We start from the raw sequence: 20774 nt of genomic DNA on the forward strand, positions 1-20774 counted from the left end.
GGCGCGGTCCGGCATGCGGGGGCGCCGAGTCTGGCAAAATACGCGTTTGCGCCGGTGCAAGCCCGCGCGCTTCTTCGGCAAGGCCTGGTCATGAACATTTCGAGTTGGATCGCCGCCCGCAACGGGCATGCAACGGACACCGTCATCCTCCGGCGGGGTGCCGCGTGCTGAACCAGCCCTTCCGCGTCCTCTCGCTGATCCCGCCGATGACGCAGCTCAATACGCCCTACCCGTCGACGGCCTACCTGACCGGCTTCCTGCGCTCGCGCGGTTTCGATGCAGTGCAGGAAGACCTGGCGCTGCAACTGGTGCTGGCGCTGTTCTCGCGCGACGGTCTCGCCAGACTGCGGCAATGCGTCGAGCACGTTCCGCCGCGCCGCCGCAGCGAAGCGGTTCAGTCATTCCACGACCAGTTCGATCGCTACGATGCAACGGTCACCGCAACGATCGCCTTCCTGCAGGGCCGCGATTCGACCGTCGGCCACCGGATCTGCAGCCGCAACTTCCTGCCCGAAGGCCCGCGCTTCGCCGCGCTCGACGTTTACGTCGACGACGAAGGCGGCGATCCGCTGGCCTGGGCGTTCGGTGCGCTCGGCATGCAGGACCGCGCCCGGCATCTGGCGACGCTGTACTTGAACGACCTGGCCGACGTGCTGCGCGACGCGGTCGATCCGCGCTTCGAATTCGTCCGCTACGCCGAATCGCTGGCGATGAGCCAGCCGACCTTCGACCCGCTCGCCGATGCGCTGGCCGCCCCGCCGACCCTGGTCGATGAGGTGCTCGAGACGCTGACGCTGGCCGCGATCGAACGCCACCAGCCGGCGCTGGTACTGCTGTCGGTCCCGTTCCCGGGCGCCGTGTACGCGGCGTTCCGGATCGCCCAGACGATCAAGGCGCGTCATCCGCAGATCCGCATCGGCCTTGGCGGCGGCTTCGCCAACACCGAGTTGCGCGAGCTGTCCGACCCGCGCGTGTTCGACTTCGTCGACTTCGTCACGCTCGATTCGGGTGAACGCCCGCTGCTGGCGCTGATCGACCACCTGAAGGGCGGCCGCTCGCGCGAGCGGCTGGTGCGCACCTTCGTGCGAGACGAGGACAAGGTCCGCTACATCAACTTCCCCGAGCCCGACGTACCGTTCGAGGAATGGGGCACGCCGACGTGGGACGGCCTGCCCCTCGACCGTTACCTGTCGCTACTCGACATGCTCAACCCGATGCACCGGCTGTGGTCCGACGGACGCTGGAACAAGCTCACCGTCGCGCACGGTTGCTACTGGAAGAAGTGCAGCTTCTGCGACGTGACGCTCGACTACATCTCGCGCTACGAAACCGCGTCGGCGAAGGAGCTGGTCGACCGGATCGAGAAAATCATCCTTGAGACCGGCCAGACCGGTTTCCACTTCGTCGACGAGGCCGCGCCGCCGAAAATGCTCAAGGCGCTGGCCGAGGAGCTGCTGCGCCGCAAGGTGGCGATCTCGTGGTGGGGCAATGTGCGCTTCGAGAAATCGTTTTCGCCCGAGCTGTGCCAGCTGCTGGCCGATTCGGGCTGCATCGCGATTTCGGGCGGGCTCGAGGTCGCGTCGGACCGGTTGCTCAAGCTGATGAAGAAAGGCGTCTCGGTCGATCAGGTCGCGCGCGTCACTGCGGCATTCACCGACGCCGGCATCCTCGTTCACGCCTATTTGATGTACGGCTTCCCGACCCAGACCGTGCAGGACACCGTCGACGCGCTCGAATACGTGCGCCAGCTGTTCGAGCACGGCTGCATCCAGAGCGGCTTCTTCCACCGCTTCGCCTGTACCGTGCACTCGCCGGTCGGCCAGAACCCCGAGGAATACGGCGTCACGCTCGAACCGCTGCCGCCGGGCGGTTTCGCCAAAAACGACGTCGGCTTCGTCGACCCGACCGGTGTCGACCACGACGAACTGGGCCGGGCGCTGAACAAGGCGCTGTACAACTACATGCACGGGATCGGGCTGGACATGGACGTACGGCGCTGGTTCGACGTACAGGTGCCAAGGCCGACGGTGGCCAGGCGCTTCATCGAACGGGCACTCGGCCAGCACTGACCACCGCTGCGGCTGCTCAGGCGGCGGCAGCACTTTGCTTAAATTGTCTTAAACTATCAAAAATGTTGTTTTGATAGTCAACAACTAACAACATGCATTCCGCGTAATGCCAATGTCATTTACGGTGATCGTACACCTGGCCGGCAGACCCGTGCCGCTGCGGGTGGTTCCCGAAAAATGTCTTGCATACAAGGATGATTGTCATGTTCACGCGTATCTTGCTGTCGGCCGCCATCGCGGCTGCCTTCAGCACCCAGGCGTTTGCCGAAGTCACCATCGGCGGCTCGATCGAAGCCGACGTCTACTACGTCGACTCCCAGGCCAAGGGCTACAAGGGCGAAGTCGAGCTCGATGTCGAACCGCGGCTGTTCTTCAGCGGCAGCGACAAGCTCGACAACGGCTCCAAGGTGATCTGGAAAATCTGGACCGGTGTCGAAAACTATCGCGACAACAGCGCAACCGGCGGCGAACTCAATACCGGCAGCTCCGCCCGCACCTGGGGCAACCGCGAGGCATGGGGCGGCTGGCAAGGCGAATGGGGTACGCTGCGCCTGGGCAAGATCTACTCGCCGACCTACCTGAAGCTCGACTGGCCGTACGGCAACCTGGGCGGCGCCATGCACGTGGCCGAGGTCGGCGTGATCGGCTTCAACCCGGAAAACGCGATCAACTATGACTCGCCGAACTGGGGCGGCTTCACCTTCTCGGGCCAGTATTCGTTCCGCGGCCAGAACAACCAGGTCGACGGCAAATCGAGCGAGTACTTCTACGACATCACCGCCGGCTTCAACAAGGCCGGCTTCATGGTCGACGCCGGTTACCAGGAAACCCGCAACGACGGCGGCGACAGCAAGGACAAAATGTACTTCGTCGCCGGCGGCTACAACTTCGGCGCCTTCACGATGAAGGGCGGCTACAAGTCGTGGGACTGCCAGGCCGGTGCCGGCTGCAACTCGTTTGCCGGCCCGCAACAGGAGCAGTACTGGCTGCAGGGCATCTACTCGGCCGGCAAGCATACCGTCGGCCTGACCTACAACTACTTCACCGAGGCGGAGAACGCCGCCGGTAACACGATCGACGACAGCGATACCAATGTGCTCTTCGGCCAATGGAACTACACGCTGTCCAGCAATACCGTCGGCTACGTCCAGCTTCGCTACGCGATGAATGGCGGAAACGGCAGTATCGGTGCCAACTACGGGACGTCATACGGTAACGCGGTCGATGCCGACAGCTACCGTCTGCTGTTCGGGACCTGGACCGGGTTTTAAACGCTGTACCTAGATACGAGAACCTTGAGGGCGGCTTCGGCCGCCCTTTTTTTTCGGCAAACAAAAACCGGCCATCGGCCGGTCTTCGTCATTGCACCACGGTCAGCGTTCAGACCGTCGCGAGCGGAATCTTGCCGATTTTCGCCTGCCACTCCTTCGGCGCGACCGCGTGCACCGAAGTGCCGCCGCTGTCGACCGCCACTGTCACCGGCATGTCGACGACGTCGAATTCGTAGATCGCTTCCATGCCCAGATCCTCGAAGCCGACGACGCGCGAACCCTTGATCGCCTTCGACACGAGGTAGGCCGCACCGCCAACCGCCATCAGGTAGACCGACTGGTGCTGCTTGATCGCGTCGATGGCGACCGGACCGCGCTCGGCCTTGCCGATCATGCCCAGCAAACCGGTCTGCGCCAGCACCTGACCGGTGAACTTGTCCATCCGCGTCGCCGTGGTCGGGCCGGCCGGGCCGACAACTTCGTCGCGCACCGGGTCGACCGGGCCGACGTAGTAGATGAAGCGGTTGGTGAAGTCGACCGGTAGCTTCTCGCCCTTGCCCAGCATCTCGACCATGCGCTTGTGGGCGGCATCACGGCCGGTGAGCATCTTGCCGTTCAGCAGCAGCGTCTGGCCCGGCTTCCAGCTGGCGACTTCGTCGCGGGTCACGGTGTTCAGGTCGACACGGGTGGATTCGCTGGACGGCGTCCAGGTCACCTCCGGCCAGTCTTCGAGCTTCGGCGCTTCGAGCACAGCCGGGCCGGAACCGTCGAGAATGAAATGCACGTGGCGCGTCGCCGCGCAGTTCGGGATCATCGCCACCGGCAGGCTGGCGGCGTGGGTCGGGTAGTCCTTGATCTTGACGTCGAGCACGGTGGCCAGGCCGCCAAGGCCCTGCGCGCCGATGCCCAGTGCATTGACCTTTTCGTACAGCTCGATCCGCAGTTCCTCGGCGCGGTTCTGCGGGCCGCGTTCGATCAGCTCATGGATGTCGATCTCCTCCATCAGCGCTTCCTTGGCCATCACCATCGCCTTCTCGGCGGTGCCGCCGATGCCGATGCCGAGCATGCCCGGCGGACACCAGCCGGCGCCCATCAGCGGCACGGTCTTGAGTACCCAGTCGACAATGCTGTCGGACGGGTTGAGCATGACGAACTTGGTCTTGTTTTCCGAACCGCCGCCCTTGGCGGCGATGTCGATCTCGACCGTATCGCCGGGGACGATCTCGTAATGGATCACCGCCGGCGTGTTGTCGCGGGTGTTGCGGCGCGAACCGGCCGGGTCCATCAGGATCGACGCGCGCAGCTTGTTGTCCGGATGCAGGTAAGCGCGGCGCACGCCTTCGTTGACCATGTCAGTCACGCCCATCGTACAGCCTTCCCACTGCACGTTCATGCCGACGCGGACGAAACAGGTGACGATGCCGGTGTCCTGACAGATCGGACGCTTGCCTTCGGCGCACATCCGGCTGTTGGTGAGGATCTGCGCGATCGCATCCTTGGCGGCCGGGCTTTCCTCGCGCTCGTACGCCTTGCCAAGGGCCTGGATGTAGTCTTTCGGGTGGTAGTAGCTGATGTACTGCAGCGCATCGGCAATGCTGTCGATCAGATCGTCCTGACGGATGACGGCCATGAAGTGCTCCGGGGCTTGGGCGGGAAAAGTGTGCATTTTACCAGTGCGCGCAGCGTTGTCGCGCCCCGGGATTACCGCAAGACGTAGAATCATCTAGATGAAACAACCACCGGCTAGCATCTCGGCCAATCTAACGACAACGGACAGGAACACGGCATGAGGGTTGAACGCGGATCGGGCATTGCGGTGTGGCGGCAGATCGAACTGGCGCTCGCCGCCGACATCGCCAGCAAGGCGATCACCGAGCGCCTGCCCAACGAGATCGAGCTGGCCGGCCGCTTCAACGTCAACCGCCATACGGTCCGCCGCGCGGTACAGGCGCTGGAAAGCCGCGGCCTCGTCCGCATCGAGCAGGGGCGCGGCACTTTCGTGCAGGAGGAACTGATCGACTACCGGCTCGGCCGCAAGCGCCGGTTCTCGCACAGCCTCGACGACCAGCAGCGCCGCGGCACCAGCCGGATCCAGCGCAGCGCCACCACGGTACCTCGTGACGAAATCTGCGAGCTGCTGGCGATTGCGGCCGGCACCGAGGTGCTCCAGGTCGACGCGCTCGACGTCGTCGACGACCGCATCATCGGCGTCTGCACCCAGTACTTCCCGCTGCCCCGCTTTGCCGGGCTCGACGCCTGCTATGCCGCCACCGGCTGCATCGCCGACGTGCTGCCCGGCTTCGGGGTCACCGAATTCAGCCGCAAGCTCAGCCGCGTCACCGCCCGGATGCCGCGCCCCGAAACGGCCCAGCTGCTGGCCCAGCCGAAAACCCAGCCGATCCTTTATGTCGAAAACGTCTACGTCGACGCCGCCGGCGTACCGATCGAGTACGGCATCACCCGCTTCGCCGCCGATGCGGTCCAGCTGCTGATCGAGCCCGAGGCCGCGTGATGGACGCGCGGATCGACGCCTACCTCGGCACCCAGCCGCGCTTCGACGCCAGCGGCCTGATTCGCTTCCACGTTTACGGTCAGGCCGTCGGCTGGCTGGAACCGCACACCTGCGCCTTTCTGCAGACGCTGTCGCCGCGCTTTGCCGCCAGCGGCCCCGCCCTGCATGTCGTGGCGGAACCCGGACAGGCCGAAGCGCTGCTCGCGCACGCCGCGCTGGCGATGCGCGAAGCCGGGCTGATCCGCGGCTGGCGCAACGAGCGCTACACCTGCTTTGCCCCCGATGCCCGCGGCCTGCCCGATCCCGCCCGGCCACTGTTCGCACTGGAACGCGCGGCCTTCAGGCGCTTCGGCCTGACCAGCCGTGCGGTCCACGTCAACGGTTACACCGCAGGCCGGCAGTTGTGGATCGCCCGTCGCAGTGCAAGCAAGGCCATCGACCCGAACCGGCTCGACAATCTGGCCGCAGGCGGCATCGCCGCAGGCGAAACACCCGACACCTGCGCCGTTCGCGAACTGTGGGAGGAAGCCGGCGTAGCGGCGCCGCTGGCACGACAGGCGGCGGCGAGCGGCATGCTGCGCACGACGCGCAACGAGCCCGACGGCACGCACGACGAGGTGCTCCACACCTACGACCTGCAGTTGCCGGACGATTTCGTGCCGCACAATACCGACGGCGAGGTCGCCGGCTTCACCCTTCTGCCGGTCGGTGAAGCGCTGGATCGGCTCGCCGATTTCACCCGCGACGCCGGCCTCGCCACCGTGCGACTCGTACGCGACCGGGGCTGGGCATGAGGTTGTTCATCGGCCTCGAGCCGCCGCAGCCGGTGCGCAAGGCGATCACCGCCGAGCGCAAGCGCCTGCACGCGCTGCTCGGCGGCAGGCCGACTGCAGACTACAACCTGCACCTGACGCTGGCCTTCGTCGGCGCCACCGACGTACACACGGCACAGCGGCTGCAGGCGCTGATCGCCACGATCGACCGGCCACGCTTTGCCGTCGATCTCGACATCGCCGGCAACTTCAGGGACGGCGCCATCGTCTGGCTGGGCAGCAGCACACCGCCGGCCGGGCTCGAAGCGCTGGCCGGCGAGCTGCGCAGCGCGATGGACGCCGCCGGCATCACCTTCGACCCGCTGCCCTTCGCACCGCATGTCACCCTGATGCGCAAGGGCGCCCCCGTCACCGAGACGCTGGCGGCGCCCATCCGCTGGCCTGTCGAGCACCTCGTGCTGTACGTGTCCGAATCGACGCCGCACGGCGTCCGCTACCGCCCGCTGTACCGCCATGCGTTGAAGTGAACCACCAGGCGCTACCGACGACATGCCGCGACGCCGGCAAGGTCGTGCACAACGTCCCGCGGGCATTCCCGTCGGCCCCGACAGGCAGCGCGCACGCCGGCAGGATTACGGGCCGCGCTAACGCGCCACCGGGTTGTCCGGATGCGCGCACCATTCGCTCCACGACCCCGGGTACAGCCTCGCGCCCGGCAGGCCGGCCAGTTCGAGCGCGAACAGGTTGTGACAGGCAGTGACGCCCGATCCGCACTGGCAGATCAGCCCCGCGGGCGGATATTCGCCGAGCACCGCCAGCCATTCGTCACGCAACTGCGCCGCCGGCTTGAACCGGCCGCCGGCGTCGAGGTTGTGCTGGAAAAAACGGTTCGCCGCACCGGGGATATGCCCACCGACCGGGTCGATCGTTTCGCCGAGGCCCCGATAGCGCTCCGGACTGCGGGCATCGACGACAAGACAGGCCGGCTCATCGAGATTCGCCCGGACTTGCAGCATGTCCACCACGACCGTCGCATCTGGCCTTGCATCAAAGCGCACCGCGGTCGGCTGCGCCACCTCGGCCGACACCGGCAGACCGGCGGCCAGCCACGCCTGCCAGCCGCCATCGAGCACGGCAACCCGCTCGTGCCCCAGCCAGCGCAACAGCCACCACAGCCTTGCGGCGAACATCCCGCCCGACGCGTCGTAGGCGACGACCTGCGTCCGCGCGCCGATGCCGGCGCGGCCCGCCCACTCGGCCAGCGCTTCCGGCGCCGGCAAGGGATGACGGCCGTTCAGACCCGACTTCGGGCCGGACAGATCCGTCTCGAGATGGGCGAACACCGCCCCGGGGATATGGCCGGCGTCGTAGGCCTTGCACCCGGCATCGGGGGCGGCCAGGTCATGCCGGCAATCGACGACCACGCAATCGCCCAGCCGGGCCGCCAGCGCCTGCGGTTCAATCAGCAAAGACAAGATGTTTCCCCGAAACTTGGAAAACCCCGATGATAACGCCAGCCCCGAACCCCGTTCATGGCCTTTTCCGGCAATAGACGCTCAGTTGCAGCGGAACTGCCCGGCCGAACGTTCAAGCCTGGCCACCAGCCCGCCCAGCCGGACGGTGGCCGACGAGATTTCGCCGATCGCGCTGCTATCTCCGGTCATCTGCGCCACTTTTTCCACCTGCGCGGACCTTGTTGGTCGTATCGACGATGCTGACCGCGTATCGGTCGGCCAATCCGCAATCCGGTCGCTTGACGGACGGAGGAACCACCAAGAAAAACGCCCTCCGTCGGGAGGGCGTTGCAGACGGCGCAGGCCGGGACTCAGCGTTCGACCGCCAGCGCCACACCCATGCCACCGCCGATGCACAGCGTTGCCAGACCCTTCTTCGCATCGCGGCGGATCATTTCGTGCAGCAGCGTCACCAGGATACGCGCACCCGATGCACCGATCGGATGGCCAAGCGCGATCGCGCCGCCGTTGACGTTGACGCGGTTCCAGTCCCACTTCAGTTCGCGGGCAACGCCGAGCGCCTGCGCGGCGAACGCTTCATTGCCCTCGATCAGGTCGAGGTCGTCGAGCTTCCAGCCGGTGCGCGCCAGCACGCGCTGCGTCGCCGGCACCGGCCCCATGCCCATCAGGCTCGGTTCGACACCGGCCGACGCGGCGGCACGGATCGTCGCCAGCGGCTTGAGGCCGAGCGCCTCGGCCTTCTCGCGCGTCATCAGCAGCACCGCAGCGGCGCCGTCGTTGATGCCCGACGCGTTGCCGGCGGTAACCGTGCCTTCCTTGTCGAAGGCCGGGCGCAGCTTGGCCAGACCTTCCATCGTCGCATTGGTCTTGATGAACTCGTCGGCGGCGAACACGACCGGGTCGCCCTTCTTCTGCGGAATCGTCACCGGAACGATTTCATCGGCAAAGCGGCCCGCTGCCTGGGCGGCGGCGGCCTTTTGCTGCGACGACAGTGCCAGTTCGTCCTGCTCGGTCCGGCTGATGCCGTACTTTTTGGCGATGTTCTCGGCGGTCACACCCATGTGGTACTTGTTGTACACATCGGTCAGGCCGTCGTAGACCATCGTGTCGACCAGTTGCGCGTTGCCCATGCGGAAGCCGTCGCGCGAACCCGGCAGGATGTGCGGCGTCGCGCTCATGTTTTCCTGGCCGCCTGCGATGACGATGTCGGACTCGCCCGACAGGATCGCCTGCAGGCCGAGCGCGACGGCCTTCAGGCCCGAACCGCAGACCTGATTGATCGTCAGTCCCGGCGTTGCGTCCGGCAGCCCTGCAAGGCGCAGTGCCTGACGGGCCGGGTTCTGGCCGAGGCCGGCGGTCAGCACGTTGCCGAGGATGACCTCGCTGACCTGATCGGCGGCAAGGCCGGTTTTTTCCAGCAACGCACGAATCACGGTCGCGCCGAGTTCAGGCGCGGCCACCTTGGCCAGCGCGCCGCCGAAATTGCCCAGCGCGGTCCGTTGTGCAGCGACGATAACGATGTCGGTCATGATGAATCTCCCATGTGCCCGTTCGGGCTGTGTTTTGGATTAACGGATCACCCGCAAGTTCGGCTGACCCGGCACTGCATTCAGGACAGGCGTTCTTTCACATAACGGCCGGGCGCCGGCTCGATCGGCTTGAACTGACGGTTGCCCAGGGTTTTCGGTGCATCAACGCGCTTGCCGGCACGCGGTGCCAGCCACTGGCCCCAATCCTGCCACCAGCTTCCCGGACGGGACTCCGCGCCGTCGAACCACACCTGCGGTTCGGCAGCCAGGGTCTCATTGACCCAATAATTGCGCTTGTTTGTCGATACGGGATTGATCGTACCGGCGATGTGCCCCGACGCGCCGAGCACGAAGCGCAGCGGCCCCTTGAAGATGCCGGTGGTCCGGTAAGCCGACGTCCACGGCACGATATGGTCTTCACGCGCGGCGAACACATAGGTCGGCAGGGTGATCGTCGTCAGGTCGATCGGCACCCCGCACAGCGAAAACGACCCCGGCTTGGCGAGATTGTTGTCGAAGTACATATTGCGCAGGAACCACGTGTGCATCGGCAACGCCAGGTTGGCCGAATCGTTGTTCCAGTACAGCAGGTCGAACGGCGGCGGCGTCTTGCCCTTCAGGTAGTTGTTGACGACATAGTTCCACACCAGGTCGTTGGCGCGCAGCGCGGCGAAGGTGCGCGCCAGCTCCTTGCCCGAGATCACGCCACCTTGCGCGATGACCGCCTCGCGGCTGGCGACGACGGCCGGATCGAGAAAGTGCTTGATGTCGCCGGGTTCGCTGTGGTCGATCATCACCGTCATCAGCGTCAGCGACTCGAACCAGTCCTGCCCGCGTGCCTGCATCACCGGCACTGCCGACGACACCAGTTCGCCGCCGATGCAGAACGACAGCACATTCGTTTTCTCGCGCTTCGTGATTTTGCGTACCGCGTCGGTCGCCGCGACCACGCCCTGTTCGATATAGTCGTCCCACTTCAGATGGCCGAGTTCCGGCGTGATCGACTTCCATGACACCAGAAAGGTCGTATGCCCTTCGCCGACGACCCAGCGCACCATCGAGTTCTCGGGCTTGAGGTCCATGATGTAATACTTGTTGACGCACGGCGGCACGATCAGCAGCGGCGTCTCGAACACGTCGGCCGTACTCGGCGAATACTGGATCAGCTGGATCAACTCGTTCTCGAACACCACCTGCCCCGGCGTCACGGCCAGGTTCTCGCCGACGACGAACTGCGATTCGTCGGTCATGGTGATCACGCCTTTCTGCATGTCCTCCAGCAGCTTCTTCATCCCCTCGTTCAGGCTCTCGCCCTGGGTATCGACGGCAAGCTTGAGCACTTCGGGATTGGTCACGGCGAAATTGGCCGGGCTGATCGCATCGATGTACTGGCGTGCGAAGAAGGCCATCCTTTCCTTGGTGTCCTCGTCAGCGTGGACATGCTCGACCATCTGGGTCAGCCATTTCGACGTCAGCAGGTAGTTCTGCTTGAGGAAACTGAAGATCGGCAACTCCCATTCGGGTGAGGAGAAGCGGCGATCGCCCTTCTCCGCCTCGACGACCGGCGCCTCGCCGGCACCGATCAGCTGCAGCCAGAGGTTGAGCTGCTGCCGATAGAAAGCGTTGTGCGTATCGAACGCTTCGGCCGAAACCCCCTGTACCGGTGGAAACCCCTGCGGACTTGCCGCAAGCGGCGTGACCGCGTTGACCCAACTTCCCCACCACTTCTGGTTGGCTTCGTTGAACTGCTGGAAAAACGATTCAAGCGACATCGGCTGCAACACGGGATGCTCCATTCAGATACAGCGGCTCACGATCACCGGCGTCTCACAACCGCCGATGGTGCATCGCAGCATATTAGAAATATCACATTGTCTGCAAGCATCGCGAAATGTTTAAACAATCGTCTGCAAATCATCCGATTAGCATTTGATTTTTCGCCACATTTTCAGCCAAACCTGCTTTAGAATAAGAATCAACTGATGTAAGTAGTACGCACTCGACTCCGAGGTTTTGATGAAACCAAGAATTTCCGGGCTTTGCGCCGTACTGGCCGCATTTGCGCTCGTCGCCGCGCCGATGGCCGAAGCTGCAACCCAGAATGCCCAAACCAGCAGCAAAACGGCCAAGTCCAAGCCTGCCGGCAAACAAACTGTTGCGAAAAATCAACAGAAGAAAACCGCTCAGCCGAAAAAACCGGCCATTAAGGTTACGGTCAGAAAACAGAGCAATGTGAGTCGCCAGGCCATTGCCAACGCCCGCCAGGAAGTCCGCGTATCCCGCGCCGTCGCCGTGCCCTCGACGCTGGAGCGTCCCGGCGTGCAGTCCTCGGCCGCGCTGATCGTCAACGAACACAGCGGCGAGGTCATCTACGAGAAGAACGCCGACGCCCAGATGCCGATCGCGTCGATCACCAAGCTGATGACGGCGATGGTGACGCTCGATGCACACCTGCCGATGAACGAGCTGATCACCATCAGCGAAGGCGACGTCGACATGCTCAAGCACACCAGCTCGCGGCTGTCGGTCGGCACCTCGCTGACCCGGGCCGAGGTGCTGCTGCTGGCCTTGATGTCGTCGGAAAACCGCGCCGCCGCCGCGCTGTCGCGCACCTACCCGGGCGGGCGCGACGCGTTCATCCGCAAGATGAACGAAAAAGCCATGCAGCTCGGCATGCGCGGCAGCCGCTTTTATGATTCGACCGGTCTGACGCCGAGCAATGTGTCGACGCCGCGCGACCTCGTCCAGCTGGTCAAGGCCGCGCACCGCTACCCGGAGATCCACCAGTTCTCGACATCGAGCGAGTACCGCTTCATGTCCAACCTCAACGGCCGGGAAATGGTCTATCGCAATACCAACCCGCTGGTGAAGTCGGATGACTGGGACATCGGCCTGTCCAAGACCGGCTTCATCAACGAAGCCGGCCATTGCATCGTGCTGCAGGCGACCATCGAAGGCACGCCGGTGGTGATGATCCTGATGGACTCGCAGGGCAGCTATACCCGGATCGGAGATGCCAACCGGGTGAAGAAATGGCTGGAGACCAGCCCGTACGCCAAGCTGCGCGCCGGTTGATCCGGCCAATCCGGCAAAACGCCCTGCTCCAGCAGGGCGTTTTTCATTTGCGCCGGCTTCAAACCAGCTGGCTGACCCAGGCCTTGAACTGCCCCGACGACATCGCGCCGTTGAGCCGCTCGACCTGGCGCCCGCGATCGAAGGCGATCAGCGTCGGAATGCTGCGGATCTGGTATTGCGCCGCCAGCGCCTGTTCGGCGTCGGTATCGACCTTGAGGAACAGCACCTGGCCGGCAAAGTGCTGCGCAGCCGATGCGAACGCCGGCGCAAACGCCTGACACGGTCCGCACCACGTTGCCCAGAAATCGACGACCACCGGGACCGGGCTGGCGGCGATCAGTTCGGCCGCGTTCTCGGCGGTGACGCCGATCGGCGCGCCGGAAAGCAGCGGTTGGTGGCACTGGCCGCAGGCAGGCGCATCCTTGATGCGCGGCGGTTCGAGCCGGTTGGCGGTCTGGCAGTGCGGGCAGGCAATGATCATGACGGGAATCCGGGCGAAATGATCATGTTCGCCCAGCCTGCGCGGCCGGGCAAGACGAGGCGCGGTTGTCATGCGTTTTCCGGCCGCGCCGGCGCACACTTTTCGTCCGACCAAGTCACGGCGAGCGTCGCAGGCATCCCCCGCCAGCTCGACGCAACGCCGGTTGGGCGAAGGCCCCTTTCGGCGTTTTTTGGCCCGATGCCGCATTGCGAAGCACTTGGTGTAGACCGGCTGCACTGCGCGCGCCGCGCCTAGCTCCGGGCCAAACTACGCTCAAACGCGACCCGGAAAACGCGTGGCAACAGCGCGGGGTCAATCGCGCACGAATGCGACCGCGTGCTCGAGCGCCAGCCGGATGCCGATCGCTTCGCCGACCGCGTGGTTGTGGTGACTCGGCACCAGTGCCTGCACCTTGCGCCCCGACGGCAAGGCAAGCGTGTAGAGGAACTCGGCCCCGCGGAACGCTCTTGCCAGTACCGTCGCCATAAACGGGCTGGCGTCGTCGTGCAGGATGTCGTCGGGACGGATCAGCACGTCGATCGCGCAGCCTTCCGGGCCGCAATGCGCCGGCAACGGCCCCTCGAAAGCGCCGAGTTCGAACTCGATCTGCCCGCGGGCGTTGACGACACCGGGCAGCAGCACGCCTTCGCCGACGAAGCCGGCGACGAAGCGGTCGACCGGCTGGTGGTAGAGCGCGTACGGACTCGCCCACTGGCGGATCTGGCCGTCCATCATCACGCCGACGACGTCGGCGACGGCGAAGGCCTCGCGCTGGTCGTGCGTGACCAGGATCGCCGTCGTGCCGGCCGCCTTGAGGATGTCACGGACCTCGATCCCCAGCCGCTCGCGCAGCTCGGCGTCGAGGTTCGAGAACGGTTCATCGAGCAGCATCAGCCGCGGCCGCGGCGCCAGTGCCCGCGCCAGCGCCACGCGCTGCTGCTGGCCGCCGGACAGCTCATGCGGATAACGGTGACGCTCGCCGTTCAGGCCGACCAGCGCGAGCATTTCGCCGATGCGGGCGTGGCGTTCGCCGTTGGACAATGCCTTGATTCCGAAGCCGATGTTGTCCTGCACGCTCAGGTGCGGAAACAGCGCATAGTCCTGGAAGACCATGCCGATCCGCCTGTCCTCCGGCGCCACGCTACTGCCGTTGCCGGCAACGGTTTCGCCGGCGATGCGGATCTCGCCGGCGCTGACAGGCTCGAAGCCGGCGATGGCCCGCAGCATCGTCGTCTTGCCGCAGCCCGAATGGCCGAGCAGGCAGCCGATCTCGCCCGGCGCCAGCGAGAACGACAGCGATTCGATCACCGTCCGCCCCGGGTAGCGGACCGACACGTCGTGGACTTCAAGCATCATGATTCGGACTTCCGGATCAGCAGCACCACCGGCACCAGGCCGGCGAGCACGATAAACAGGCTCGGCAAGGCGGCACGGTCCCACATGCCCTCCGAGGTCATTTCGAACACGCGCACCGCCAGCGTGTCCCAGCCGAACGCGCGCGTCATCAGCGTGATCGGCATTTCCTTGAGCACGTCGACAAAGGTCAGCAGCGCGGCCGACAGCAGGCCGCCGCGCAGCAGCGGCAGGTGCAGCCGCCACAGGGTCTGGCGGCCGTTCAGGCCGAGCGAGCGCGCCGCTTCTTCCTGACTGCGGGTGATCCGCTGCATCGCCGAATCGACCGGCTGGAACGCGACGGCGAGAAAACGCGCCGCCAGCGCCAGCAGCATCACCGCCAGCGTGCCCTTGAAGATCGCCAGCGCTTCGAAGCCCAGCGGCCGCAGGACGGCCAGCAGCACATTGTCGAGCCAGGCGATCGGGATGAACACGCCGACGGCCAGCACCGTACCCGGCACCGCGTAACCGAGCGTCGCCAGCCGCACCAGCCAGCGCGTCCCGGCATCCCGGTAGCGGCGGCGCGCGTAGGCGAGCAGCAGCGCCAGCAGCGTCACCAGCGCGGCGGCCATTGCGGCGAGCAGCAGCGAGCGGCCAATGAAGGCCGGATAGCGCGAGTCGAAGTCCTCGACCCAGACACCCCTGACCCAGACCAGCAGCTGCAACAGCGGAACGACGAAGGCAAGCAGCAGCACGATGCCGCACCACGCCGTCGCCAGCCAGCGCTGAGCGCCGCGCAGCACGATGCGCTCAGCCTGGGTACTGCGCACCTGATAGCTGCGTGCGCCCCGCCCCCACTGTTCGAGCGCAACGAGCACCAGCACGAACATCACCAGCAAGGAGGCCAGCTGCGACGCGGCCGGCAGGTTGAACAGCGAGAACCAGGCCTTGTAGATCGCCGTGGTGAAGGTGTCGAAATTGAAGATCGACACCGTGCCAAAGTCGGCCAGCGTTTCCATCAGCGCCAGCGTGACGCCGCCGATCAGCCATGGCCGCGCCATCGGGATCGCGACGGTGAAGAAGGCGCGCTTGCGCGACACGCCGAGCGTCTGCGCCGCCTCGATCGCCCGCCGCCCCTGGGTCAGGAAGGCGTTGCGCGCCAGCAGGTAGACGTAGGGATAGAACGCCATCGACAGCACCAGGATCACACCGCCTGTGCTGCGGATTTGCGGAAACCAGGCACTGGTGCCGAACAGCGAGCGCAGCAGCGTCTGCACCGGTCCGGTGAAATCGAGCAGGCCGACCTGGACGAAGGCCAGCACGTAGGCCGGCATCGCCAGCGGCAGCATCAGCGCCCAGCTGAACAGGCGCCGCCCCGGAAACGCGTACACCGCGGTCAGCCACGCCAGCGGCACGCCGAGCAGGAGCACGCCAGCGCCGACCCCGACGATCAGTACGAAGGTGTTCCACAGCACGCCCGGCAGGACGTATTCGGCCAGATGCGCCCAGACTTCGGGCTGCGGATCGAGCAGCGACGACAGCACCACCGCGAGCGGTACGACGGTCAGCAGCGCAACCGGCAGCGTATAGAGTTGGCCGCGGCTGAGCCGCGGCAGGGACAGGGCAAAGGACATGGCGAAAACGTTCAAAGGAAAACGGGCAGCGCAGGCTGCCCGTTTTCGTCAAAGGACTGACACCTTACTTGTAACCGGCGCGATCCATCAACTGCGTTGCCTTGCCTTGCAGCTCGCCGGCCTTGCTCATGTTGATGATGCTCGGCTTGAACGGACCCCAGCTGGAGACGAGGTCGTCCGGCTTGACCTTCGGATTGACCGGGAACTCCATGTCCTTGTCGGCGTAGAGGTTCTGGGCCTTCTCGCTCGACAGCCATTCGATCAGCTTGATCGCGCCCTTCTCGTTCTTGGCGTAGCGGGTCACGCCGGCGCCCGAGACGTTGACATGGACGCCGCCGGCGTTCTGGTTCGCCCAGAACAGCTTGACCGGGAACTGCGGATTCTTGGCGACGATGCGGCCGTAGTAGTAGCTGTTGGCCACGCCGACCTGACACTGGCCGGCGGCGATCGCCTCGAGCAGCTTGGTATCGTCCGGGAACACCGGCGCCGCCAGATTGGCGACCCAGCCGCGGACGATCTTCTCGGTCTTCGGCTCGCCGTACTGGGCGATCATCATCGCAACCAGCGACTGGTTGTAGACCTTCTTCGACGTGCGCAGGCACAGCTTGCCTTGCCACTTCGGATCGGCCAGATCTTCGTAGGTCGACAGCTCGGCCGGCTTCACGGTCGCCGGGTTGAAGAAGATCGTCCGGGCGCGGATCGACAGGCCGTACCACTCGCCCTTCGGATCGCGCAGGTGCGCCGGCACGTTCTCGTTCAGGGTCTTGGATGCGATCGGCTTGAGCAGGCCCTGCTTGCCGGCCTGCCACAGATTGCCGGCATCGACGGTGATCAGCATGTCGGCCGGGCTGTTCTCGCCCTCGGCCTTCAGGCGTTCCATCAGCGGGCCTTCCTTGTCGGTCAGCAGCTTGACCTCGACGCCGGTGTCCTTGGTGAAGGCATCGAACAGCGGCTTGATCAGCTGCTCGTTGCGTGCCGAGTAGACGGTGACGGATTCGGCTTGGGCTGCGCCTGCAAACAGGGCGAAAGCAAGCGGGACAAGGGCAAAACGCTTCACGGCGGGCTTCACGATGGAGTGCTCCGGGTTGGGGGTATGCTGAGGGTCTGGATGCTAGCGCAAACGCTAATTATTCTCAATCTGGCATTACCCTCAGGCGGTGACGGACGGCGCGCAAGCCAAGCATGCCCGTTCCCGTTTGCGGCAGCGCTCGCTACAATCGGCGACCGTTTGATCAAGGATGTCCCCATGCTCTGGTTCCGCAATCTGCAGCTCTACCGCCTCGCCCCCGACCACGCACTCAGCCTCGACAGCATCGGCGACTGCCTGGCCAAGCGCCCGTGGCTGCCCTGCGGCAGCCACGACCAGATGAGCCAGGGCTGGATTGCACCCGCCCGGCATGCGCCGGACCTGAAAGCCTACGGCTTCGACGACGCGATCCTCGTTGCGCTCAAGACCGAGGAAAGGCTGCTGCCGGCCAGCGTGGTCAAGGAAGAAGCCGAGGAGCGGATCGCCCGGATCGAGGCCGAAGAGAACCGCAAGGTCGGCCGCAAGGAGGCCAAGGAGCTGCGCGAGCGCGTCGCCGAGGAACTGCTGCCGAAGGCGTTTACGCGCTCGCGCAGCCAGCGCGCGATCATCGACCTGCAGCTTGGGCTGGTGCTGGTCGAGAGCGCGTCGGCGGCCAAGGCCGAGCAACTGCTCTCGACGCTGCGCGAAACGCTCGGCAGCCTGCCGACGCGGCTCGTCAACACCCAGGTAACGCCGGAAACCGCGATGACGCTGTGGCTCGAATCGGCCGACGCCGGCGAGTTCGACCTCGGCCAGGACACCGAGCTGCGCGCCCCCGGCGACGACGGCGCGATCACCCGGCTCGCGCGCCAGCCGCTCGACACCGCCGAAGTGAAGCAGCACCTCGAAAACGGCCTGCTCGCCAGCAAGCTGGCACTGTCGTGGGACGACAAGCTCGCGTTCCAGCTCACCGACAAGCTCGAGGTCAAGCGGCTGACCATGCTCGACGTGCTGCAGGACGAGCTCAAGGACATGGACGCCGCCGACCAGGCCGCGATCTTCGATTCGAGCCTTGCGCTCACCGTCGGCACGCTGCGCGAGTTCGTCCCCGCGCTGATCCGGGCGCTCGGCGACGAACTGCCGGCCTGAGCCATCGGTCGCAAAAAAGCCGCCCAGAGGCGGCTTTTTTCCGGCGGCGACCGGTCAGCGCAGTCCAAAACCGCGCGCCATCAGGACCGCGAGGATGGGCAGCAGCACGATCAGGTGGGTTTCCCACATCAGGCAGCGGCGTACCCGGACCAGCTCAACGTCGGGCGGAACGAAGGCCGCGTCCGCCGCGGCTGCCTTGCGCCAGGCGAGAAAACGGCGCGTCGGGTAGATCGAGATCAGCCCGATCAGCACGAAGACGGTGAGCTTGGTGTGGAACACCGGGTTGTGCAGGTAGAACTCGGCCCCCTTGATGCCGTAGAACAGCCGCCCGAGACCGGTGGCCAGCGCCAGCATCGCCATCATGAAATACAGCATGTCGTAGCGCGCCAGCCGCGCCGCCGCGGTCGGCATCCATTCGCGCCGGACCAGCACGGTCTCGATGCTCAGGAAGGTGATGACCATGAAAATGGCCAGATAGTGGGCAGCAGCGAGGATTGCATCGATCAGCATGGTGACTCCGTTCAGAAGCGCTGGACATTGCCGAGCATCGTCGGCGGGGCCGGAAAGGCCGGCTCGGGGCGGAACTTGAGATGGCCGAGGTAGACCAGTGACTGGTTGGCACGCTGCGACGGCACGTCACCCTCGCGCATGTGCAGGATGTCGGCCGGGCTGATCCAGCGCGGGTCGGCGTCGGTCATCGGCAGGCCGACCTGCCGGTACGCTTCGAGCACGAACTGCGAACAGAAAAAGCGTTCGTCGCTGCCGCTGCCGAGCTGGATGGTTGCGATGCCGCGCAGGCAGCCTTCACGCGCCGGCGCCGGCAGCAGCGGCAGCTCGCAGATTCGCCGCTGCAGCGAGAACGGCGCGTGCAGCATCACGCCGACATAGTCATAGCGCCGGCCGATGCTGCGATCGGCGAAATCGCGCATCGGCACGCCCTGCTCGGGCTGGAAGCGCGGATGGCGGAACGCGACGACGACGGCCTCGTCGTCGACCATCGTCTCCAGCCTGCGCAGGCGCACGCCGCTGCCGACCGCTTCGGCGACGTCGCCGTCACCGAGATAGAGCGCCGCGTGGCTGACCGGCGCCGTCGTCATCAGCCTGATCCCGGCCGACGTCAGGCTGTTGCCGGTCGAGAGCAGGATGTCGCCGGGCTGCAGTGCGTCGGCGCCGATCAGCGCCTCGCCGTTCGCCGGACGCAGCGCATTGCTCTGGAACGTGACCGCCGGCCCCGGCGCGGCAATGCGCTGCGGGTCGACGTGCGTTGCACAGCCCGCGCCGAAACAGGCGGCAAATGCCGCGATCATCCATGCCTTCACATTCGCTGCCACCGGATTGGAATCCGGCGATTTTTTCACAAAACACCAGTCCGTGGTCAGCAGGAAGACATAAAAAACCCGGCAGACCGCCGGGTTTTCTGCGAAAGGTGCGCTTAGAGCGGTTTGAGGTCGAGTTTGTCGAACAGCGCCCTGTCGCGCGTGACGTCCGGGTTGCCGGTAGTCAGCAGCTTGTCGCCGTAGAAGATCGAGTTGGCGCCGGCCATGAAGCACAGCGCCTGCGTCGCCTCGTCCATCTGCTGGCGGCCGGCCGACAGGCGCACGAAGGACTTCGGCATCGTGATCCGTGCCACCGCGATCGTGCGGACGAACTCGGTCCAGCCGACGGCCTGATCGCCGGCCAGCGGCGTGCCTTCGATCTTGACAAGGTTGTTGATCGGCACCGAATCGGGCTGCGGATCGAGGTTGGCAAGCTGCGCGATCAGGCCGACGCGGTCCTGGCGGGTTTCGCCGAGGCCGACGATGCCGCCGGTACAGACATGCAGGCCGGCCTTGCGCACCTTGCCGAGCGTATCGAGCCGGTCGGCATAGCTATGCGTGCTGACGATGTCGGCGTACTTCTCGGGACTGGTGTCGAGGTTGTGGTTGTAATAGTCGAGACCGACGTCGCGCAGCTCCTCGGCCTGGCCGTCCTTGAGCATGCCGAGCGTCGCACAGGTCTCGAGCCCCAGCGCCTTGACGCCGGCGATCATTTTCTTCACCGACTCGAGGTCCTTGGTCTTCGGCCCCCGCCATGCCGCGCCCATGCAGAAGCGGCTGGCGCCGTTGTCCTTGGCGATGCGCGCGACCTCGATCACTTCGTCGGCATCCATCAGCGTCTCGCGCTCGAGGCCGGTGTCGTGGCGCGCCGATTGCGAACAGTAGCCGCAGTCCTCCGAACAGCCGCCGGTCTTCACCGACAGCAGCGTCGACAGCTGGACGCGGTTCGCATCGAAGTGCTCGCGATGCACCTGCTGCGCGCGGAACAACAGGTCGTTGAACGGCAGGTCGAACAGCGCCGCCACGTCGTCGAGGCCCCAGTTCTGCTGCTGCGGATGCGGGGTCAGGCGTTTGAATTCGATCGTTTGCGTCATGACGGAATGGGCTAGAAAGGATGTGCGCCATTCTCGGCACGGGTCGCCTCATTGTCAA

General features: G+C 65.4%; 19 protein-coding genes. 7 read left to right on the top strand and 12 right to left on the bottom strand.

Annotation, left to right across the window (positions count from 1 at the left end; all coding sequences use genetic code 11):
* Positions 1–206 precede the first annotated feature (206 nt).
* Both BJP62_RS03550 and BJP62_RS03555 read left to right on the top strand, forming a co-directional pair.
* Positions 207–2069 carry a radical SAM protein gene (locus tag BJP62_RS03550; RefSeq protein WP_205701007.1) on the top strand — a complete coding sequence of 621 codons (1863 nt, stop codon included), beginning with the start codon at positions 207–209 and terminating at the stop codon, positions 2067–2069.
* A 203-nt stretch (positions 2070–2272) separates the two neighbouring features.
* Positions 2273–3340, top strand: a complete 1068-nt coding sequence (locus BJP62_RS03555; protein ID WP_070526599.1) for a porin — start codon at positions 2273–2275, stop codon at positions 3338–3340.
* A 109-nt stretch (positions 3341–3449) separates the two neighbouring features.
* On the opposite strand, the gene BJP62_RS03560 is transcribed toward BJP62_RS03555, so the two are convergent.
* Positions 3450–4970 (bottom strand): fumarate hydratase, encoded by a 1521-nt coding sequence (locus tag BJP62_RS03560; protein ID WP_070526602.1) that lies wholly within the window; start codon positions 4968–4970, stop codon positions 3450–3452.
* A 156-nt stretch (positions 4971–5126) separates the two neighbouring features.
* On the opposite strand from BJP62_RS03560, the gene phnF reads away from it, so the two are divergent.
* Genes phnF through thpR form a run of 3 tightly spaced genes read left to right on the top strand, consistent with a single transcriptional unit; the run spans position 5127 to position 7152 of the window.
* Positions 5127–5852 (top strand): phosphonate metabolism transcriptional regulator PhnF, encoded by a 726-nt coding sequence (gene phnF / locus BJP62_RS03565; RefSeq protein WP_070526604.1) that lies wholly within the window; start codon positions 5127–5129, stop codon positions 5850–5852.
* The gene (locus BJP62_RS03570) at positions 5852–6646 is read left to right on the top strand and encodes an NUDIX hydrolase family protein (protein WP_070526607.1); all 795 of its coding nucleotides are present in this window, start codon (positions 5852–5854) and stop codon (positions 6644–6646) included. Before phnF ends, BJP62_RS03570 begins: the two co-directional genes overlap by 1 nt.
* Positions 6643–7152 carry an RNA 2',3'-cyclic phosphodiesterase gene (gene thpR / locus BJP62_RS03575; protein ID WP_070526609.1) on the top strand — a complete coding sequence of 170 codons (510 nt, stop codon included), beginning with the start codon at positions 6643–6645 and terminating at the stop codon, positions 7150–7152. The genes BJP62_RS03570 and thpR overlap by 4 nt, the downstream gene beginning before the upstream one ends.
* 117 nt (positions 7153–7269) lie before the next feature.
* Here the strand turns inward: thpR and BJP62_RS03580 are convergent, their stop codons facing one another.
* The 4 genes from BJP62_RS03580 to BJP62_RS18930 all read right to left on the bottom strand — a co-directional run bounded on the left by BJP62_RS03580 (position 7270) and on the right by BJP62_RS18930 (position 11798).
* A complete protein-coding gene (locus tag BJP62_RS03580; protein WP_236943652.1) occupies positions 7270–8100 on the bottom strand; it encodes a sulfurtransferase in 831 nt (276 codons plus the stop codon).
* A 350-nt stretch (positions 8101–8450) separates the two neighbouring features.
* Positions 8451–9629, bottom strand: a complete 1179-nt coding sequence (locus BJP62_RS03585) for an acetyl-CoA C-acetyltransferase (RefSeq protein WP_070526615.1) — start codon at positions 9627–9629, stop codon at positions 8451–8453.
* Between the two features lie 80 nt (positions 9630–9709).
* Positions 9710–11413 carry an alpha/beta hydrolase gene (locus BJP62_RS03590; protein WP_070526618.1) on the bottom strand — a complete coding sequence of 568 codons (1704 nt, stop codon included), beginning with the start codon at positions 11411–11413 and terminating at the stop codon, positions 9710–9712.
* Positions 11414–11543: 130 nt separating this feature from the next.
* A complete protein-coding gene (locus BJP62_RS18930) occupies positions 11544–11798 on the bottom strand; it encodes a hypothetical protein (RefSeq protein WP_236943653.1) in 255 nt (84 codons plus the stop codon).
* 63 nt (positions 11799–11861) lie between these two features.
* Between BJP62_RS18930 and pbpG the strand changes: the two genes are divergently transcribed.
* Positions 11862–12704, top strand: coding sequence for a D-alanyl-D-alanine endopeptidase (gene pbpG / locus BJP62_RS03595; RefSeq protein WP_236943654.1), 843 nt, complete (start codon positions 11862–11864; stop codon positions 12702–12704).
* A gap of 58 nt (positions 12705–12762) precedes the next feature.
* Here the strand turns inward: pbpG and trxC are convergent, their stop codons facing one another.
* The 4 genes from trxC to BJP62_RS03615 all read right to left on the bottom strand — a co-directional run bounded on the left by trxC (position 12763) and on the right by BJP62_RS03615 (position 17220).
* On the bottom strand, positions 12763–13185 hold the full coding sequence (trxC, locus tag BJP62_RS03600) for a thioredoxin TrxC (RefSeq protein WP_070526622.1): 423 nt from the start codon (positions 13183–13185) through the stop codon (positions 12763–12765).
* A 312-nt stretch (positions 13186–13497) separates the two neighbouring features.
* A complete protein-coding gene (locus BJP62_RS03605) occupies positions 13498–14541 on the bottom strand; it encodes an ABC transporter ATP-binding protein (RefSeq protein ID WP_070526625.1) in 1044 nt (347 codons plus the stop codon).
* The gene (locus tag BJP62_RS03610; protein ID WP_070526628.1) at positions 14538–16151 is read right to left on the bottom strand and encodes an iron ABC transporter permease; all 1614 of its coding nucleotides are present in this window, start codon (positions 16149–16151) and stop codon (positions 14538–14540) included. Before BJP62_RS03610 ends, BJP62_RS03605 begins: the two co-directional genes overlap by 4 nt.
* 64 nt (positions 16152–16215) lie before the next feature.
* Positions 16216–17220 (bottom strand): Fe(3+) ABC transporter substrate-binding protein, encoded by a 1005-nt coding sequence (locus BJP62_RS03615; RefSeq protein WP_083300679.1) that lies wholly within the window; start codon positions 17218–17220, stop codon positions 16216–16218.
* Between the two features lie 177 nt (positions 17221–17397).
* Between BJP62_RS03615 and BJP62_RS03620 the strand changes: the two genes are divergently transcribed.
* On the top strand, positions 17398–18306 hold the full coding sequence (locus BJP62_RS03620) for a recombination-associated protein RdgC (protein WP_070526631.1): 909 nt from the start codon (positions 17398–17400) through the stop codon (positions 18304–18306).
* A 54-nt stretch (positions 18307–18360) separates the two neighbouring features.
* Here BJP62_RS03620 and BJP62_RS03625 read toward each other — a convergent pair whose 3' ends face one another.
* The 3 genes from BJP62_RS03625 to bioB all read right to left on the bottom strand — a co-directional run bounded on the left by BJP62_RS03625 (position 18361) and on the right by bioB (position 20716).
* Entirely contained in the window at positions 18361–18816 is a 456-nt protein-coding gene (locus tag BJP62_RS03625) for a DUF2214 family protein (protein ID WP_070526634.1), read from the bottom strand.
* 11 nt (positions 18817–18827) lie between these two features.
* On the bottom strand, positions 18828–19625 hold the full coding sequence (locus BJP62_RS03630) for a distant relative of cell wall-associated hydrolase (RefSeq protein WP_236943655.1): 798 nt from the start codon (positions 19623–19625) through the stop codon (positions 18828–18830).
* Between the two features lie 113 nt (positions 19626–19738).
* On the bottom strand, positions 19739–20716 hold the full coding sequence (bioB, locus tag BJP62_RS03635) for a biotin synthase BioB (protein WP_070526640.1): 978 nt from the start codon (positions 20714–20716) through the stop codon (positions 19739–19741).
* Positions 20717–20774: the final 58 nt, after the last annotated feature.

Source organism: Jeongeupia sp. USM3 (genome assembly GCF_001808185.1).
In the GTDB taxonomy this organism is placed as follows: Bacteria; Pseudomonadota; Gammaproteobacteria; order Burkholderiales; family Chitinibacteraceae; genus Jeongeupia.

Coding starts and splice junctions, on each gene's coding strand:
- BJP62_RS03585 (WP_070526615.1), bottom strand. CDS start 9,629: ATGACCGACATCGTTATCGTCGCTGCACAACGGACCGCGCTGGGCAAT.
- trxC (WP_070526622.1), bottom strand. CDS start 13,185: ATGATCATTGCCTGCCCGCACTGCCAGACCGCCAACCGGCTCGAACCG.
- bioB (WP_070526640.1), bottom strand. CDS start 20,716: ATGACGCAAACGATCGAATTCAAACGCCTGACCCCGCATCCGCAGCAG.
- BJP62_RS03620 (WP_070526631.1), top strand. CDS start 17,398: ATGCTCTGGTTCCGCAATCTGCAGCTCTACCGCCTCGCCCCCGACCAC.
- BJP62_RS03625 (WP_070526634.1), bottom strand. CDS start 18,816: ATGCTGATCGATGCAATCCTCGCTGCTGCCCACTATCTGGCCATTTTC.
- BJP62_RS03610 (WP_070526628.1), bottom strand. CDS start 16,151: ATGTCCTTTGCCCTGTCCCTGCCGCGGCTCAGCCGCGGCCAACTCTAT.
- phnF (WP_070526604.1), top strand. CDS start 5,127: ATGAGGGTTGAACGCGGATCGGGCATTGCGGTGTGGCGGCAGATCGAA.
- BJP62_RS03550 (WP_205701007.1), top strand. CDS start 207: ATGACGCAGCTCAATACGCCCTACCCGTCGACGGCCTACCTGACCGGC.
- BJP62_RS03555 (WP_070526599.1), top strand. CDS start 2,273: ATGTTCACGCGTATCTTGCTGTCGGCCGCCATCGCGGCTGCCTTCAGC.
- thpR (WP_070526609.1), top strand. CDS start 6,643: ATGAGGTTGTTCATCGGCCTCGAGCCGCCGCAGCCGGTGCGCAAGGCG.
- BJP62_RS03570 (WP_070526607.1), top strand. CDS start 5,852: ATGGACGCGCGGATCGACGCCTACCTCGGCACCCAGCCGCGCTTCGAC.
- BJP62_RS03605 (WP_070526625.1), bottom strand. CDS start 14,541: ATGATGCTTGAAGTCCACGACGTGTCGGTCCGCTACCCGGGGCGGACG.
- BJP62_RS03560 (WP_070526602.1), bottom strand. CDS start 4,970: ATGGCCGTCATCCGTCAGGACGATCTGATCGACAGCATTGCCGATGCG.